This window comes from Cellulomonas chitinilytica (assembly GCF_016862675.1).
Lineage (GTDB): Bacteria > Actinomycetota > Actinomycetes > Actinomycetales > Cellulomonadaceae > Cellulomonas > Cellulomonas chitinilytica.
In genome coordinates this window covers 433,781-451,569 of record NZ_BONK01000002.1, presented here as the reverse complement: position 1 = coordinate 451,569, position 17,789 = coordinate 433,781, and the positions used below count along the sequence as shown (strand labels likewise).

Annotated in this window: 13 protein-coding genes; 9 read left to right on the top strand and 4 right to left on the bottom strand. The window is 73.6% G+C overall.

Annotated elements, in window-relative coordinates:
• Positions 1 to 7: 7 nt before the first annotated feature.
• From Cch01nite_RS04560 to Cch01nite_RS04535, 6 genes are all read left to right on the top strand, one after another.
• Positions 8 to 1,186, top strand: coding sequence for a DegT/DnrJ/EryC1/StrS family aminotransferase (locus Cch01nite_RS04560; protein ID WP_203749092.1), 1,179 nt, complete (start codon positions 8 to 10; stop codon positions 1,184 to 1,186).
• 83 nt (positions 1,187 to 1,269) lie between these two features.
• Entirely contained in the window at positions 1,270 to 2,307 is a 1,038-nt protein-coding gene (gene gmd, locus Cch01nite_RS04555; protein WP_203749089.1) for a GDP-mannose 4,6-dehydratase, read from the top strand.
• A gap of 121 nt (positions 2,308 to 2,428) precedes the next feature.
• Positions 2,429 to 3,529: a UDP-N-acetylglucosamine 2-epimerase gene (locus Cch01nite_RS04550; protein ID WP_203749085.1), complete on the top strand. Its 1,101-nt coding sequence runs from the start codon at positions 2,429 to 2,431 to the stop codon at positions 3,527 to 3,529.
• A 150-nt stretch (positions 3,530 to 3,679) separates the two neighbouring features.
• Positions 3,680 to 4,297: an acyltransferase gene (locus Cch01nite_RS04545; RefSeq protein WP_203749082.1), complete on the top strand. Its 618-nt coding sequence runs from the start codon at positions 3,680 to 3,682 to the stop codon at positions 4,295 to 4,297.
• Entirely contained in the window at positions 4,294 to 5,385 is a 1,092-nt protein-coding gene (locus tag Cch01nite_RS04540) for a DegT/DnrJ/EryC1/StrS family aminotransferase (RefSeq protein WP_203749080.1), read from the top strand. The genes Cch01nite_RS04545 and Cch01nite_RS04540 overlap by 4 nt, the downstream gene beginning before the upstream one ends.
• A complete protein-coding gene (locus Cch01nite_RS04535; RefSeq protein ID WP_203749077.1) occupies positions 5,385 to 6,374 on the top strand; it encodes a Gfo/Idh/MocA family protein in 990 nt (329 codons plus the stop codon). Before Cch01nite_RS04540 ends, Cch01nite_RS04535 begins: the two co-directional genes overlap by 1 nt.
• A 297-nt stretch (positions 6,375 to 6,671) precedes the next feature.
• Here Cch01nite_RS04535 and Cch01nite_RS04530 read toward each other — a convergent pair whose 3' ends face one another.
• From Cch01nite_RS04530 to Cch01nite_RS04515, 4 genes are all read right to left on the bottom strand, one after another.
• Positions 6,672 to 8,861: a glycosyltransferase gene (locus Cch01nite_RS04530; RefSeq protein WP_203749074.1), complete on the bottom strand. Its 2,190-nt coding sequence runs from the start codon at positions 8,859 to 8,861 to the stop codon at positions 6,672 to 6,674.
• Positions 8,862 to 9,030: 169 nt separating this feature from the next.
• Positions 9,031 to 10,215: a lipopolysaccharide biosynthesis protein gene (locus tag Cch01nite_RS04525; RefSeq protein WP_203749071.1), complete on the bottom strand. Its 1,185-nt coding sequence runs from the start codon at positions 10,213 to 10,215 to the stop codon at positions 9,031 to 9,033.
• Between the two features lie 71 nt (positions 10,216 to 10,286).
• Positions 10,287 to 11,156, bottom strand: coding sequence for a glucose-1-phosphate thymidylyltransferase RfbA (rfbA, locus tag Cch01nite_RS04520; protein ID WP_203749068.1), 870 nt, complete (start codon positions 11,154 to 11,156; stop codon positions 10,287 to 10,289).
• A 48-nt stretch (positions 11,157 to 11,204) separates the two neighbouring features.
• Positions 11,205 to 11,948 carry a TIGR03089 family protein gene (locus Cch01nite_RS04515; RefSeq protein WP_203749065.1) on the bottom strand — a complete coding sequence of 248 codons (744 nt, stop codon included), beginning with the start codon at positions 11,946 to 11,948 and terminating at the stop codon, positions 11,205 to 11,207.
• A 236-nt stretch (positions 11,949 to 12,184) separates the two neighbouring features.
• Between Cch01nite_RS04515 and Cch01nite_RS22900 the strand changes: the two genes are divergently transcribed.
• Genes Cch01nite_RS22900 through Cch01nite_RS04500 form a run of 3 tightly spaced genes read left to right on the top strand, consistent with a single transcriptional unit; the run spans position 12,185 to position 17,774 of the window.
• Positions 12,185 to 12,517 carry a WhiB family transcriptional regulator gene (locus Cch01nite_RS22900; protein ID WP_275407165.1) on the top strand — a complete coding sequence of 111 codons (333 nt, stop codon included), beginning with the start codon at positions 12,185 to 12,187 and terminating at the stop codon, positions 12,515 to 12,517.
• Positions 12,518 to 12,567: 50 nt separating this feature from the next.
• Positions 12,568 to 16,086 (top strand): glycosyltransferase, encoded by a 3,519-nt coding sequence (locus Cch01nite_RS04505; RefSeq protein WP_203749063.1) that lies wholly within the window; start codon positions 12,568 to 12,570, stop codon positions 16,084 to 16,086.
• On the top strand, positions 16,083 to 17,774 hold the full coding sequence (locus Cch01nite_RS04500; protein ID WP_203749061.1) for a DUF5719 family protein: 1,692 nt from the start codon (positions 16,083 to 16,085) through the stop codon (positions 17,772 to 17,774). The genes Cch01nite_RS04505 and Cch01nite_RS04500 overlap by 4 nt, the downstream gene beginning before the upstream one ends.
• Positions 17,775 to 17,789 lie beyond the last annotated feature (15 nt).

The following is a 17,789-nucleotide window of genomic DNA, read 5'->3' as shown; positions in this document are numbered from 1 at the left end:
GCGCAACGTGAACACTGGCAGCCCCCGATTCCCCCTGGCCACGTCGACCTGGGACGAGGCTGAGCACGAGGCCCTGCAGCGGGTGATCGCCGGTGGGCGCTTCACCATGGGTCCCGAGGTGCGCGCGTTCGAGGAGGAGTTCGCGTCCTTCCTCGGTGTCCGTCACGCCGTCATGGTGAACTCCGGCAGCAGCGCGAACCTCATCGCGCTCGCCGCGGCGGTCGTCGCTCCCGACGTCGACCTGCGCGCCGGCGACGAGGTCATCGTGCCGGCGGTGTCCTGGGCGACCACGTACTACCCCGTGCACCAGCTGGGCCTGCGTCTGCGGTTCGTCGACATCGACCCGAACACGCTCAACCTCGACGTCGACCAGGTCGCGGCAGCCGTCACGGACAAGACGAAGGCCGTGCTCGCCGTCAACCTGCTCGGCAACCCCGCCGATCTCGTCGCGCTCTCGGCGCTGGCCGAGGAGCGCGGGCTCGTCCTCCTCGAGGACAACTGCGAGTCGCTCGGCGCCACGATCGACGGCCGCCAGGCCGGCACGTTCGGCGCGCTCGGCACCTACAGCAGCTTCTTCTCGCACCACATCTCGACCATGGAGGGTGGGCTCGTCGTCACCGACGACGACTACCTGTACCAGGCGTCGGTCTCGCTCCGGGCGCACGGGTGGACGCGCGAGCTCCCCACCGACAACCTCGTGCACCCGAAGACGGGCGACGCGTTCGACGACCTGTTCCGCTTCGTGCTGCCCGGGTACAACGTGCGGCCGCTCGAGATGTCGGGCGCGCTCGGCCGTGAGCAGCTCATCAAGCTGCCCGGGCTGGTCGCGGGCCGGCGCGAGAACGCCGCGCGGTTCGTCGAGATCTTCGGTGGGCGCGACGACGTCCGGATCCAGCGCGAGAACGGCCAGAGCAGCTGGTTCGGGTTCTCGTTCGTCCTCCAGGGTCGCCTGACGGGTCGCCGGCGCGAGGTCGTGTCCGCGCTGTCCGCCCGCGGCATCGAGTCGCGGCCCATCGTGGCCGGGAACTTCACGCGCAACCCCGTGATGGCGCACCTCGACGCCGTGGTGCCGGACCGGCTCCCGGTCGCCGACGAGATCCACACGGACGGCCTGTTCGTCGGGAACCACCACTACCCGATCCCGGCCGAGCTCGACCTCCTGGCCGAGGTCCTCGACTCACTCTGACCAAGGTCCCGGACCCACATCGATACGATGGCCGCGGCGCTGCCGTCGCGTGCCACACCCAGACACACGGAGAGCGACAAGCAATGGTTGACACGAGTCCGAAGCGCGCGTTCGTGACCGGTATCACGGGACAGGACGGGAGCTACCTCGCGGAGCTCCTGCTCGCGAAGGGGTACGAGGTCCACGGCCTCATCCGTCGTGCGTCCACGTTCAACACCGCGCGCGTCGACCACTTGTTCGCCGACCCGCACACGCCGGGCAGCCACCTGACCCTGCACTACGGCGACCTCACGGACGGCTCCCGGCTGGTCACGCTGCTCGACGCGATCCAGCCGCACGAGGTGTACAACCTCGCCGCCCAGTCCCACGTCCGGGTCAGCTTCGACGAGCCCGAGTTCACGGGCGACACGACGGGCCTCGGCAGCGTCCGGCTGCTCGAGGCCGTGCGGCTCGCCGGTGTGCAGTGCCGCTACTACCAGGCGAGCAGCTCCGAGATGTTCGGCGCGACCCCGCCTCCGCAGGACGAGTCGACGCCGTTCTACCCGCGCTCGCCGTACGGCGCCGCCAAGGTCTACTCGTACTGGATCACCAAGAACTACCGCGAGGCGTTCGGCCTGTTCGCCGTCAACGGCATCCTCTTCAACCACGAGTCGCCCCGCCGCGGCGAGACGTTCGTGACGCGCAAGATCACGCGGGCGGCCGCGCGGATCGCGGCGGGCGTGCAGGACGAGCTCTACATGGGCAACCTGGACGCGGTGCGCGACTGGGGCTACGCCCCGGAGTACGTCGAGGCGATGTGGCGGATGCTGCAGCACGACACCCCGATGGACTACGTGGTCGCGACCAACACTGCGCACACGGTGCGCGACTTCCTCGAGCTCTCGTTCGAGCGCGTCGGCCTCGACTGGCAGAAGTACGTCAAGTTCGACGAGCGCTACCTGCGGCCCACCGAGGTCGACGCGCTGATCGGCGACTACGGGCTCGCGGAGCGTGAGCTCGGCTGGCGGCCCACGGTGACGACGCCCGAGCTGGCGCGCATCATGGTCGACCACGACGTCGCGGCGCTCGAGCGCGGTGGCGGCCACCTCGTCGACGAGGTCGACTGGGCGTCCCAGCCGTAGGCGCCGCAGCCGTGCCGTCCACCCGGCGGGCGCGTCCCACGGACCAGCCCATGACGACCGACGCGCGATCCGCCGCCATCGGGCACCCGGATGCGCGTCCCACCCAAGGAGGCCTTGCCCTGTGATCGCTCTGATCGTCGGCACCACAGCCGAGCTCATCAAGGTGGCGCCGGTCTATCACGAGCTCGTCGCGCGGGGGCGCAGCTGCGAGATCTGGTACACCGCCCAGCACGTGGCGGAGCTGGAGTCGACCCTCGAGGACCTCGACCTGCCCGCTCCGACGGAGTGGCTCGTCGCCGGCGGCCCGTCGCACAACCTGTCCCGCCCGGCGCAGGTCCCCGCGTGGGCCTTCGGGGTGGCGCGCACGGTGTGGCGTCGTCGACGCGAGCTGCGCCGACGGCTGCGCTCGGACGGGCGGCCGCCCGTCGTCCTGGTGCACGGCGACACCTTCACCGCGCCCATCGGCGCGCTCGTGGGCCGCCTGCTCGGCGCGCGCGTCGGGCACGTCGAGGCCGGCATGCGCAGCGGGAGCCTCGTGCACCCCTTCCCCGAGGAGCTGAACCGCAGGCTCGTCGCGTACTTCGTCGACCTGCACTTCACGCCGACGCACGAGCAGGCCGAGAACCTGCGGCGCCGGCGAGGGGCCGTCGTGACGACGGGTGCCAACACCGTCGTGGACGCGGTGCGTTTCGCGCTCGCGAAGGGGGTCGCGGACGACATCGAGATCCCGGAGCGCTTCGGCGTCGCCACGCTGCACCGCTTCGAGCTCGTCCGCAACGAGAGCCTGTACCGGCGCTCGCTCGAGGTGATCCGCGAGCACGCCACCGTGGACGTGCCGATCATCTACTACTGCGGCGCCTCGGAGCGTGCGCGGCTCGAGAGCTACGGGCTGCTCCACCTGTTCGACGACGACAGGTTCCGGATCGAGGAGAAGCTCAGCTACGTCCGCTTCCTGCCGGTGCTGGCTCGTGCCCAGTTCGTGGTGACCGACAGCGGGGGCCTCCAGGAGGAGTCCGCGCACTTCGGCATCCCGTGCGCGGTGCACCGCGAGAAGACCGAGCGTCCTGCCGGCGAGGGCGTGCAGATGGTGCTGACGAGGTTCAGCTCGAAGGTGCTCTCCGAGTTCCTCGAGAACCCGGAGCGCTACCGGACGGCGGCGACGCTCGACGACTTCCACCCCAGCAAGGTGATCGCCGACATCGTCGAGCGGGTCGATGGCTGAGTGCGGTCCCTCGCCCACGAGCCCCGACCGGGCTGTGGCATGGAGCGGCGACGCCGCTGAGGCCGTTGGTCCCGTGAGGCACCCTGCTCGGACCGAGATGCTGACCTGTGCACGTCCATCCGGCTGCACCGTCGTACGACGAGGAGACCTGTGAACGTTCGTATCGCCGAATCGGCCGACGTCGACCCGACCGCGACGGTGGGCGACGGCTCCGCCATCTGGCACCTCGCGCAGATCCGCGACCGCGCCTCGATCGGGCAGGACTGCATCGTCGGGCGCGGCGCCTACATCGGCAGCGGCGTGCAGGTCGGGGCACGCTGCAAGATCCAGAACTACGCGCTCGTCTACGAACCGGCGCTCCTGGAGGACGGCGTCTTCGTCGGCCCCGCGGTCGTGTTCACGAACGACACCTTCCCTCGCGCGGTCAACCCGGACGGCACCCTGAAGAGCGCGTCCGACTGGGAGGCGACCGGTGTGACGGTCCGGACCGGGGCGTCGATCGGTGCGCGGGCTGTCTGCGTCGCGCCGGTCGTGGTGGGGCGTTGGGCGACCGTGGGCGCGGGCGCCGTCGTCACCCGCGACGTCCCGGACCACGCGCTCGTGCTGGGGGTCCCCGCCCGGCAGGTGGGCTGGGTCGGGCGCTCCGGGGCGCGCCTCGAGGCGAGCGGGGACGGCCGGTGGCGTTGCCCGGTCACGCAGGACATGTACCGCGAGACACACACTGGGCTCGAGCTCGACGCTCGGCCGGACGAAAGAGAGCAGGCATGAGCACGCACGTGATTCCCGCCGCCAAGCCCCTCATCGGGGATGACGAGCGAGCGGCCGTCGACCGGGTGATGCGCACCGGTGTGATCGCCCAGGGCCCCGAGGTCGCGGCCTTCGAGGGCGAGTTCGCCGACCACCTCGTCGAAGGCCGGTCGTGCGTCGCCGTGAGCTCCGGGACGACCGGCCTGCACCTCGGTCTGCTCGCCGCGGGGATCGGCCCCGGCGACGAGGTCGTCGTCCCGTCGTTCACGTTCGCCGCGACCGCGAACTCCGTCGCACTCACGGGTGCCACGCCCGTGTTCGCCGACATCGACCCGCGGACGTTCTGCCTCGACCCCGCGTCCGTCGAGTCGGTCCTCACCGAGCGCACCGCGGCCATCATGCCGGTGCACCTCTACGGCCACCCGGCGGACATGACCGCGCTCGCGGAGCTCGCCGACCGGCGCGGCGTGCAGCTGTTCGAGGACGCTGCGCAGGCGCACGGTGCGCGCTGGCAGGGTCGTCGTGTCGGCACGTTCGGCACCTTCGCCATGTTCAGCCTCTACCCGACGAAGAACATGACGTCAGGCGAGGGCGGCATGGTCTCGTGCGCGACGCCCGAGATCGTTCGCTCCGTGCAGCTGCTGCGCAACCAGGGCATGGAGCGCCGGTACGAGAACGAGGTCGTCGGGTTCAACGCGCGCATGACGGACGTGCACGCCGCGATCGGGCGCGTGCAGCTCGGCAAGCTCGACGCCTGGACCGAGCAGCGCCGCGCGAACGCCCGCTTCCTGTCCGAGCACCTCGAGAACGTCGTCGTGCCGTTCGTCGCCGACGGCGCCGAGCACGTGTGGCACCAGTACACGATCCGCGTCGAGGGCGACCGCGACGCGTTCGCAGCCGCGCTGCTGACGGAGCACGGGGTCGGGTCGGGGGTCTACTACCCGATCCCCAACCACGAGCTGCCGTCGTTCGGTCTGACGCTCGACCTGCCGCAGACCCGTTCCGCGTGCGACGAGGTCCTCTCGCTGCCGGTGCACCCGGCCCTGACTCCGGACGACCTCGAGCGTGTCGCCGCTGCGGTCAACGCCGTGGCGAAGGCCGGCGCCTGATGGCCGCCGCGCTGCGCGCCGGGCTCCTCGGCCTCGGCATGATGGGGCGCCACCACGCGCGCGTGCTGCGCTCCCTGGCGGGCGTCGAGCTCGTGGCGGTGGCCGATCCGGGTGGCGACCCGCACGGCGTCGCCGCCGGGCTCCCGGTCGGTGACTCCGTGCAGGCCTTGGTGGACGCAGGGGTCGACTACGCGGTCGTCGCGGCGCCGACCCAGTTCCACGAGGACGTGGCGCTCGCGCTCGCCGACGCCGGCGTGCACGCGCTGATCGAGAAGCCGCTCGCTCCCAGCACCGACGCGGCGGTACGTATCGTCGACGCGTTCGCAGGCGCCGGCCTCGTGGGCGCGGTCGGTCACATCGAGCGGTACAACCCTGCTCTGCAGAGCCTGCGTCGACGGATCGAGAGCGGAGACCTCGGTGACGTCTACCAGGTCGCCACCCGCCGGCAGGGTCCGTTCCCGGCGCGCATCGCCGACGTCGGTGTCGTCAAGGACCTCGCCACGCACGACATCGACCTCACGGCGTGGATCACGCAGGCCGCCTTCACCGGTGTCACGGCGCACGTCGCGCACAAGAGCGGCCGCAGCCACGAGGACCTCGTCGCCTTCGTCGGGACGCTCGACAGCGGCGTGCTGACGAATCACCTCGTGAACTGGCTGTCGCCGTTCAAGGAGCGGACAACCGTGGTGTCGGGTGAGCGCGGCACGTTCGTCGCCGACACGGTGACCGCCGACCTCACCTACTACGCGAACGGCATCGTGGAGACGACCTGGGAGTCCCTGGCCGGCTTCCGGGGGGTCAGCGAGGGCGATGTCGTGCGCTTCGCCTTGGGCAAGCGCGAGCCGCTGCTCGTCGAGCACGAGGCCTTCCGGGACGCCGTCCTGGGGGTCGGGTCGGACGTCGTCAGCCTCGTGGAGGGTGCACGGACGGTCCGGGTCGCCGAGGCTGTGCTGGAGTCGGCGCGCGCAGGGCAGACCGTGCGGGTGTGACGCCCGCGGCGGCGCGCAGCGCCGCCCACCGATCTGCAGGCCGTGAGCGAACGGGTCTGTCGGAGGATCGCCTCCGGCAGACCCGTTCGCGTCTCGGGGCAGGGGAGCACGAGCTTCGGCGCCCTGAGGCACCTCGCGGTGTGACGAAGCTCGGCAGGTCCTGACGTCGGCGGCTGACGCTGCACCGGTCGGCACGGAGGCTGCCGCGACCGGACGCGGGTGCTGTCACGGAGCCGATGGACCAGAGCCGTCCCTTCCTACCAGTGTCCGGTGCGGACGGGACGGCTCCGGGCCGCCTCAGCGCAGGGCTGGCTCGTGCGCGCTCTCGCGCGGGACCCAGTCGTCCTGCAGGTAGTCGTCCTTCTGCAGCGCGAGGCGCACGATGCCCCGTAGGCCGCGTACGGCGTCGCCGAACGAGAACCGACTCGTGACGGTGTCGTGGCTCTCGGTCAGGCTGACCGGCACCTCCGTCACGGGGATCCCCTGGATCTCCGCCGCCATGACGAGCTCCGTGGTCCACATCAGACCCGGCTCGCGGGAGAAGGCCGCGAACATCCTGGCCCAGGAGCCGTCGACCCAAAAGGTCCCCTGGCTGTCGCCGACGCGGGAGTGCAAGAGGGCCTCGCGCATGTGCCGGAAGACGCGCGACTGGAGGGTCCGCCGGGTGGACCGGTGGACGTCCGAGCCGGGGTGCGCCTTGGACCCGATGGCGACGACGGTGTCGGACGGCAGCCGGCGGAACTCCTCGAGGTCGCCCATCCCGAACGGCAGGTCGTCGGCAGTGAGGAGCAGCCGGTCGCTGCGTGAGGCCAGCACGCCCGTGCGCAGTGCCACACCGAGACCGCGCTCGCTGTGCAGCACCGACAGTCGGCACTCGTGGGACCAGCCTGCGGCGAGCGCGTCGAGGATCTCCGTGGTCCGGTCGTTCGAACCGTTCTCCACGACGACGATCTCGTCCGCATGACCGAGTGCACCGGCGAGCGACTCGACCGTGGCCGCGACGGTCGCTTCCCCGTTGCGCGTGGGGACGACAACTGCCAGCGAGCCGGGCGCGTGCGCAGGCGTGAGCTCGTGGAGCCGGGCCGCGATCTTGCCGCGCTCGGCGGCACGCACCTGCGAGGGCATCGACGTGACGACCCAGGCGAAGCCGCCCAGTCCGACGGCGGTGAGCAGCCCGAGCGCACCCGAGAGCTCGGAGTAGTAATACAGGAGCGGCATCACGAGGACCGCCGGCAGCAAGCCGATGAGGACCGTCGGTACGGTCAGTGCCACGGCGCCCCACAGGCGGCGGCGATGGGGCCCGGAGCGCCGCAGGGCAAGACCGATGCCGATCACGATGACGACGATCATGGCGCCGAAGTGCTTGACCGTGAACAGTGCCTTGTCGACGTACAGGCGGGCGGCGGCGACGGGCATCGACTCGACCTTGTCGAGATAGAGCTGCTTCATGATCTCGTCGTACTCGGTGCTCGCGATCACCACGTCGGGGTCGACCGCCCGAGCCTGCTGCCACCCGAACTCGTCGCTCCACGGGATCCCGAACGGGGACGGCTCGCCGTTGACGGGCTCCGGGTACGAGAGGCCGAGGTAGGCGGAGTGCCACAGCGCGTGCGCGGCAGGAAGGTCGCTCGACGCGATGCCGGTGACTTCCGCCTGCTGGTGCTGGACCGCCTTCATGACCCCGGTGGGGACCACGAACGACAGGGTGACGGCGACGACTGCGCCACCGACTGCCGCCCACCAGCGCCACCGTCGGCGCGTCGCCAGCCACCAGAGCACACCGACCGACAGGGCCACACCGACGCCTGACATCGAGCGCACGAGGTTGCCGACGCCGGCGAGCAGGCCGATGCCCACGGTGGCGAGGACGAGCCCCCGGGTGCGCAACCGGGCGGTGCTCAGGAGCAGGACGAGGGTCAGCGACGCGAAGACGAGCGACCCGGTGACGCCGTAGAGCGCGTACACGCGCAGGGGCGAGGACTCGTCGGAGAGGCCGTACTCCGTGCCGAGCAGGACCGTGCCCCCGTTGACGAGCCAGGTGAGTGCCGGGAGCGCGAGGAGCACGTAGCCCGCGCGAGCCCGGCCGAACACCCGCGCGACCGCGAACGGCAGGACGGTCAGCGGCAGGGCGCAGAGCAGCGCCATCACGACCCGCAGGCCGGGGTACGGCGACTCCGAACCGGTCACGTGCGACATGAACGACGCGATCATGTAGACGCCCGGGTCGTCGTCCCAGGCCGCGGGCGTGTACCCGTCGGGCCCTGCGACCTGCGTGTACCAGGAGCCGGTGCCGTTCTCCTTGACGAGCGGCACGCCCGTCTCGCGGTAGGCGTCGTACGTCGACTGCAGCTCGAAGTCGCGTGCCGGGTGCCACACGAGGTCGGGCATGGACATGACCGCGACGAACGCCACGGTGGCGAGCACGAGCCCGACGACCCCCAGAAGAAAGGTCGTGGACCGCGGCCAGAGTGCGCGACGGTCGTCCACGACCTCTGCGTCGATCGGTTGTGCTTCACCCACGATGGGACGTACCTCTCCTCCGGCAGCCGTCCGCTCAGGTGTGTCGCTGCTGGTCCGTTGTGCGCCGCTGCGCTTGTCTTGTGGCGGTCACACAGGATAACCGGGCCGGCTCGTGCTCATGGACGCGAGGCGGTGGTCACGTGCGCGAGGACGGGTGCTCGGCGACCGGCGTGCCGTCGTCCGACGGTGTCGTCTCGCGTGCGCCTCTGTCGGACGCGAGCGCGGCGACCAGCACCGTGGCTGCGACGAGAGACACCGTGACGATCTCGACGACCGAACCGTGCCAGAACAGTGTGACGCCGAGAGCGAGCGCCACAGTGGTCAACCACACAGGCAGGGCGGCACGCGCCCGACGTGACGCCAGCCGTGTGAGCATCGCGGCCTGGGCCACGGCGAAGATGCTGCCCTGGAGCGCGAACATCCACAGGTGCGGGCGCAACGGCGCGTAGGCGTCCCCGCCAGCGAGGTCGAGCACGATACCGGCCCCGAGCGCGCACACGGCCGTGAACACCAGGCCGATCGCCGCCGTCGCGGTGATCGCGAGACGCCGGTAGCCGTGCGTGGCGCTGGCCGCCATGCGCGGGAAGAGCACGGTGATGACCGACATCGGCAGGAAGAACGCGATCTTCGAGACGAGCGAGCCGACCGCGTACGTCCCCGAGGCGTGAGGAGCGAGGTAGACGCGGGCGAGCACGACGTCGAGGTTGATGAAGACGTACAGGCCGAGCATCGAGCCGACATTGCGTCCCAGCTCCCGGACGGCGTCGCCGGGTGGGCGTCGCCGCGGCGCTGCCCGCCGCCCGCACGCGACCGCGGCCACCGTGCCGACGACCGTACCCGCGAGCATGCCGACGGCTGCCGCCTCGACGGTCGGCGTGACGGCAGCGCCCACGATCGTGCCCACGGCCCGCAGGCCGGCCAGGGCGCTGTAGGCGACACCGAACCGCACGTAGGACTGGCGCCCTTGGAGCACGCCGAGCGCCGTGAACCCGGTCACGGAGACCGCGACGCTGGTGAGCACGGCCCCGGCGGCGAGCCCGGAGACGTGCAGGAGGATGCTCGAGGGGGGCGTGAGCACCAGGGCGACGGCGAGCAGGACGCCGGACGACGCCAGCCCGAGGGTGCGGACCTCGCCCTCGTGCGCGGCTGTCGCGCCCGGGTGGGCGGCCACCCGACGTGCGGCGACGGTCTGGCAGGCGATCGCGACGGTGGACGCGACGATCGACAGCGAGAGCAGTGCACCGAAGCTGCCGAACTCGGCGGGTGGCAGGAGGCGTGCCGCGACGAGCGACATCCCGTACGCCGCGGCGTTCGCGAACATCGTCGCGACGGTGACCACGACCAGCGCGTGGGCCAGCCGCGTGCGCTGCGGGAACGGCGGCGGTTCCGCGTTCAGCGCGGACCCCCGAGCAGGCCGAGCAGATAGGTGCCGTAGCCGGACTTGACGAGCTTCTCGGCGCGGTCGCGCAGCTCGTCGTCGGACAGGAACCCGCGTCGCCAGGCGACCTCCTCCGGCGCCCCGACCTTGAGCCCCTGGCGATGCTCGATCGTCCGCACGTAGTCGGACGCCTCCAGCAGGGAGTCGAACGTGCCGGTGTCGAGCCATGCGGTGCCGCGTGGCAGCACGTCGACCTGGAGGCGTCCCGCACGGAGGTACTCGCGGTTGACGTCCGTGATCTCGTACTCGCCCCGCTCCGACGGCTTGAGGTCGCGGGCGATCGCGACGACGTCGTTGTCGTAGAAGTACAGGCCCGGTACCGCGTAGCTGCTCTTGGGATGCGCCGGCTTCTCCTCGAGGGAGAGAGCCCGTCCGGACTCGTCGAACTCCACGACGCCGTACGCCGTCGGATCGGCCACCCGGTACGCGAACACGGCGCCTCCGTCGATCTGCTCGAAGCGCTGCAGGCGCGCCCCGAGCCCGGGGCCGTAGAAGATGTTGTCGCCCAGGACGAGCGCGACGGGCTCGTCGCCGACGAACTCGGCGCCGAGCACGAACGCCTGGGCGAGCCCGTTCGGCTCGGCCTGGACCGTGTAGCTGATCGAGATGCCGAACTGGGACCCGTCCCCGAGCAGGCGCCGGAACTGGTCGGCGTCGTGCGGTGTCGTGATCACCAGCACGTCGCGGATGCCCGCGAGGATCAGCGTGGACAACGGGTAGTAGATCATCGGCTTGTCGTACACCGGGACCAGCTGCTTGCTGACGCCGAGCGTGATGGGGTGCAGTCGCGTCCCCGAGCCGCCGGCCAGGATGATTCCTCGCATGGCCGACAGTCTGGCCCATCGACATGGCCGGGACGAAAGCGGCCGCGCTCAGGACACCAGGTCGGCCGTGATCCGCTCGGAGTCGACGAGCCGCTGACGGCGTGCGTCGTCGGCACGCAGCGCCTCGGACGTGGCGGGTGACGCGAGGACGGACGACCCGTCGGTCGCGAGGTCACCGAGAGGCTCGAGGAGCGCCCGGCGGTCCCCGCGGGGGCGGGCGGTGCGCAGCGCGCGACCGGTCGTGCCGGAGGCAAGGAGGGCCTCGTCGCGCAGCGAGGCGTGCGGGACGACCGTGCCGTCGTCGAGCCCGGGCTCGTCGGGCTGCACCGCGGGAGCCCACTGCAGCACGTCCGCGTAGGTCATCACGGCACCGGCGGCGTCGAGCGACCCGGCCGGGCGCTCGCCGTCGAAGCTGCGGGCGAGGGCGGGCAGCGCGACCGCGACGACCTGGTGCCCGCGGTCGTGGTGCGCGCCGGGCCGGTCGGTGACGACGACGTCGGACGGGACGTGGTCGGCCGCGTCGTCGGGCAGGACGACGCACGCCCCGACGCGCCACACTGCCAGCGCCCACACCACGGTCCGCCAGTGGCCCGGCAGGTCGAGCAGGACGCGCGTGCCGGGCCCGGCGTCGAACTCCTCGACGAGCAGGTTGGCCGTCTTGTTCACCCAGTTCTCGAGCACCGCGCCGGAGAGCTCCACGCGCTCCCCGTCGTCGCCGTACCAGGTGATCCGGGGCCGCCCCGGCTCGCGGGTCAGCAGGGTGAGCAGGTCGGCGATCGTCGTCTCGGGCACGCCCTCAGGGTAGGGCGACACGCCGTGTTCACCCGTCCGCCGCAAGATCACCCCGACATATCCGGGCAACTACCACGGCTCCGCTTGACGACCGGTAACGACACGCGTGTAATTCCTTAGAACGGATTCACGAGAGCGCGAGCACCACGACGCGTCGGCCGGCTTCCCGGCGGACCGCACCAGCCGAGCCTTGCACCGCAGCTTGATCAGACGAAGGACCCGCACGGAGGCACGCAATGTGGAACCTGCTCGACGACGAGGACGAGGTCTTCCCCTCCGACGCGCAGAGCGCTGCACCGCAGCAGCGCTCGAACGTCCTGCCCCTTTTCGGCGCCCCGGAGGACGACGGTCCGATGGGGTGGCAGGAGCGCGCACTGTGCGCGCAGACCGACCCTGAGGCCTTCTTCCCGGAGAAGGGCGGCTCGACCCGCGAGGCCAAGAAGGTCTGCACGGGCTGCGACGTCCGCTCCGAGTGCCTCGAGTACGCGCTGGCGAACGACGAGCGCTTCGGCATCTGGGGCGGTCTGTCCGAGCGTGAGCGCCGCAAGCTCAAGCGACGCGTCGTCTGACGAGTGTCGGTCCCGGGCCTGGCGATCCCGGACGGCATGATGACGGCAGCATGACTGAGACCCTCCCGCCCGTGGACCTGCCCACGACGACTGCCGCGACACCGGTGACGACACCGGTGACCGCGGTGGTCGTCACCCGCGGCGTCACCCGCTACCTCGGTACGACGCTCGAGGCTCTGGCGGCCTCCCACCGGCGCCCGCTGCGCGTGCTCGTCGTCGACGCCGGCGACCGGCCCGACGCGGGTGTGCCGATCGCGCTCGAACGCGCCTTCGCCGCCGTCGCCGGCTCGCCGCGCCCGCAGCTGCGGAGCGTCGCGGCACCCGGCGCCCGGACGTTCGGCCACGCGGTGCGCACGGCGCTGAGCGACCCGGCGGTCGCCTCCGACGGCCCGGCCACGCCGTGGCTCTGGCTGCTGCACGACGACAGCGCCCCGGCTCCGGCGGCGCTCGGCGAGCTCGTCCGCGTCGTCGGGCACGCCCGGTCCGTCGCGGTCGCGGGCGCCAAGCAGCGGACGTGGACCGACCCGGAGCGGCTGCTCGAGGTCGGCGTGCGGACCTCACCCGCCGGGCGGCGGATGACGGACGTCGAGCCCGGCGAGCTGGACCAGGGTCAGCACGACGGCCGGGTCGACGTGCTCTCCGTCGGGACGGCCGGTGCGCTGGTCCGCCGGGACGTGTGGGACGACCTCGGCGGCCCCGACCCGGTGCTGGGCCCGTTCGGCGACGGTGCCGACCTGTCCCGCCGCGCCAGGCTCGCCGGTCACCGCGTCGTCGTGGTGCCCTCCGCCGTGGTCCGCCACGCCCAGGCGTCGTACCTCGGGCTGCGTCGCGGCACCGCGTCGGGTCCCGGCCCGGACGAGCCGGTGGACCTCGACGGCGACGGCATGGACGACCGCGCCGACCCGCGCCGGTCCTTCCGCGAGCGCCGCCGCGCCGCCGTGCACGCGCGCCTCGTGGCGGCACCGCTGCCGCTGGTCCCCGCCGTCGCGCTGCTCGCGCTCGTGGGTGGCGTCCTGCGGACCTTCGTTCAGCTCGCGGTGAAGCAGCCCGGCCTCGCCGTCGACGAGCTCGTCGCACCGCTCGTCGCGCTGCTGCGGCCGCACGCCGTCGTCGGGGCCCGCGCCCGGGCGCGACGGACCCGCCGGCTGCCGCGCCGGACGCTGCACCCGCTGCAGGCCGGCTGGCGTGAGGTGTGGACGCAGGCGCGCGACCGGCGCCTCGCCCGGGCCGCCGCGCGCAAGGTCGTGCAGGCGCCGAGCGAGCTGGAGCTGCGGGAGCTCGCCGCGCTCGCGACCCGGCGGCGGACGACGCTCGGCGTCGTCGTGGTGCTGCTCGCCGCCGCGACGGCCGTGGCGCTCGGCGCGCTCGTGGGCCCGGTGGCGGGCGGTGCGCGTCTCGTGGGCGGTGCGCTCCTGCCGGCGGTGTCCGAGCTGGGGGACCTGTGGGCGGCGGCGACCTCGGGATGGGTCGCCGGCGAGCTGGGCGGCCCCGGTCCGGCCGACGCGCTCCTGACGGTGCTCGTCGGGCCGACGGCGGTCGCCGCGGGGTCCCTGGGCACCGCGGTCGCGGTGCTCGTCCTGGGTGCGGTCCTGCTGTCCGGGGTCGGTGCGTGGGCGGCCGCCGGGGCCGCGACGCGGTCGACCGTCTCGCGCGCGTGGGCGGCCGTCGTGTGGGCGTCCGCCCCGGTGCTGCTCCTCGGCGTCACCGGGGGGCGGCTGGGACCGGTCGTCGCGCACGCCGCGCTGCCGTGGGTCGCGCTCGGCGTGGCGCGTGCCCTGGGGGTGCAGCGCGTCGACCAGGTGCTCTCGGGGCTCGCGACCGCCCGGCGGATCCACGACGACGAGCCCGACGACGTCCTCGACGACGCCCAGGCGCAGGCCGCCGTGGTGACCCCCGTCCGCGGGGTCCCCACGGTGCCGACGCAGCGCGTGTCGGACGACCTCACCCTGCCGGACGAGGCGACCCCGGTGCTCGTCGGTGCGCCCGACCCGACCGGGTCGATCTCCGCGGCGGCCGGCGCGGCGCTCGCGTTCGCCGTGGTCGTCGCGGGGGCACCGTCGCTGCTGGTCCCCGGCGTGCTCGCTCTGCTCGTCACGGTGCTCGGAGCGCGTCGTCGCCGCGGGCGTCTGCTGCTCGTCGCCGTCCCCGGTCTCGTGCTGCTCGCCCCGACGCTCGTCGAGGCGGCGCGGCGCGGGCTCGGCGGCTGGCGGCTGCTGCTCGCCGGGCCGGGGCTGCCGACCGCCTGGACCGGCTCCGACCCGCTGAGCAGGCTGCTCGGTGTCCCGTCGGACGCGTCCGGCCTCGTCCCCGACGGGATCTCCGGCGTGCTCGCGACCGGGTGGCCGTTCGCGCTCGGCGCTGTCGTGCTCCTCCTCGCCGTACTCGCCCTGCTGCGCGGCGCACCCGTGGCCCGGGCCGTCCGGACCGCCTGGGTCGTGGCGCTGCTCGGCCTCGCGACGGCGACGGTCGCGGTCGCGGTCCCCGTCGGCGTCGCCGACGGCATCGTCGTGCACGGCTGGGCGGGGCCCGGCCTGTCGCTGGCGTGGGCCGGCCTCGTCGCCGCCGCGCTGCTGGGTGCCGACCGGGTCCGGGAGCGTCTGGCGCGACGGTCGTTCGGGTGGCGGCAGCCGCTGGTCGCGCTGCTCACGGCCGTCGCCGTCGTCGTCCCGCTCGCGGGCCTCGGCGCGTGGGCCTGGGAGGCGCGCACGGGCGCCGGCGTCGCGCTGCACACCGTCACCGGGCCGGTCGTGCCGGCGGTCGGGCAGCAGGCGCAGCTCTCCCCGATGCGCTCCCGGATCCTCGCCCTGGCGGTCGGGACCGACGCCGTCTCCTGGCAGCTCATGCGCGGCGACGGCCCGCTCCTCGTCGACGGCGCCGCCGCCGTGAGCACCCGCTCCCTCGGAGGGGACCTCACCGCCCCGACCGTGCGCGGTGCCGACGACGCGACCGGCGAGGTGCAGGAGCTCGTGGCACGCCTCGCCTCCGGGGCGAGCGGCGACGTCGCGGGGCCCCTGGCGGCACTCGCGGTGGCTGACGTGCTGGTGCCCGCGCTGCCCGCCGACACCGCCGACTCGGGTGACGCGGAGGCAGCCCGCGACGAGCTCGTCAGCCGGCTCGACGCGACGGCGGGGCTCGAGCGCGTCACGCAGAACGCGGCCGGGACGCTGTGGCGGGTCCGTGCGACGTCCGCGGACACGGCCGCGGTGCCCGCGTGGGCGCGTGTCGTCGACGGTGCGGCGGACATCACGGACCCGGCCACGGCGGCGCTCGCGCTGCCGTCCGGCGACCGCGCCGTCGACACCACGGTGCCGGCCGGTCCCGGTGTGCGGCACGTCGTCCTGGCGGAGCGCGCCGACGCGCACTGGCACGCCTGGCTGGACGGCCGGCCGTTGCGCGCGGTGGACGCCGGGTGGCGCCAGGGGTTCGAGCTCCCGGAGTCCGGCGGGCGGCTGGTCGTCCGGTTCGACGCCCCCGACACGCGGCTGTGGCTCGGCGCCCAGGGGCTCGTGGCGCTGGTCACGGTGCTGCTCGCGGTGCCCGTCCGACGACGCCGGGCGGCACGCGCATGACGACGACAGGGACGGACGGGATGGACGCGGACGAGGCGCGCGAGGGTGCGCGGACGCCGGGCGTGTGGCGTGGACGCCTCGCCCGCGGCGCCAGCGGGATCGCCGTGCTCGGCGCCGTGGCCGGCGTGGTCGCGCTCGGGCAGTGGCCCGTGCAGGGGAACGCCGCCGCGCAGGCCGTGCCTCCGGCCGAGGTCGCCGTGCCGCCCTCCGCGACGACGCTCGTGTGCGCCGGGCCGCTGATCCTGCCCGACGACACCGGCCGCGGCGACGCGGAGTTCGACCCGACACCCGTCGACCCGGTCACGTCCGTCACGGCGGTCACCTCGGTGCCCGCCGGCGGCGGCGACGGTGTCGCCGCCGGCACGGTGACGACGCTCGACGGGGTGCCGACGGGAGCGACCCTGGAGGCCGGCGGGTCCGGGACGAGCGTGTCGCCGGCCGGTGCGCCGCTCGCGGTGTACGCCCAGCCCGGGACCGAGCCGGCCCGCGTCGGCGCCGTGAGCAGCGGCCTCGTCACCGCCGGGGACCTGCGCGGCCTGGCCGCCGCGTCGTGCGCCCAGCCGGTCGCCGACGCGTGGCTCGTCGGTGGCGCGACGGACCTGACGAGCACCGCGCAGCTCGTGCTCGACAACGCCGGGTCGACCCCGGCGGAGGTCACGCTCGACCTGTGGGGTCCCTCGGGTCGCGTCGACCTGTCCGGCGAGCGGTACCTCGTCGCCCCGGGTGCGGAGCGCGTGGTCGTGCTCGGTGGCATCGCGGCGGAGCAGCGCCGGGTCGCGCTCCACGTCAGCGCGACCGGAGGCCGGGTGGGGGTGCACGTGCAGGACTCGGTCCTCGACGGGTTCACCCCCGCCGGGACCGACCTCGTCGTCCCCGGGGCGGCGCCCTCCCGCCGGCAGGTCGTCCCGGGCGTGTCCGTGGTCGCCTCGACGGTCGACGACCCGCACGCACCGGCGCTCCGACTGCTCGTGCCCGGCGATGTCGGCACCACCGCGCACGTGACGCTGCTCGGGCCGACCGGACCGGCGCAGCTGCCCGGCGCGGAGAGCGTCGACCTCGCTCCCGGCGAGGTCACCGACGTGCCCCTGGGCGGGCTCGCCGCCGGGTCCTACACCGTGCTCGTCAGCGCGTCCGAGCCCGTCGTGGCCTCCTCGGTGGTGAGCCGCCCGGGCAGCCCCGGCGACCTCGACGACACGCCCTCGACCGAGCGCGCGTGGGCCGCGTCCGTCACCCCCGGTCAGGGAGGTGTCGCCGTCCTGCCCTCGGGCGCGCGCGGCACGCTGGTCGTCGGGGCCGTCCCGGACGAGGACGACGACGGCACGGACGGCGAGGCGACCGGGACGCTGCGGCTGCTCGGTGCGGACGGCGAGGTGCTCGCGGAGCGGCCGGTGAGCGTCCCGGCCGGGACGACCGGCGCGTGGTCGCTCGACTCGCTCCTGCAGGGCTCGGGCCCGGTCGTGCCGGTCACGACGGGGGAGCCCGCCGGCGTCGAGCCGCCGACCGCGGGCGGCGTGCGGGCGGTCGACCTCGTGACCGGCTCGGGCGTGACCGTGCGCCTGTCGTGGGCGCTCGTGGCGGAGGTGGACCGTCCCGACGGCGTGCTGGTCTCCGTGCTCGACCCGGTCCCGGTGCGGGCCGGGGCGCCGAGCGTCGCGGTCCGCGAGGACCCCCGGCTCGGCACCCGCTGACCCGTCGTCGCGGGA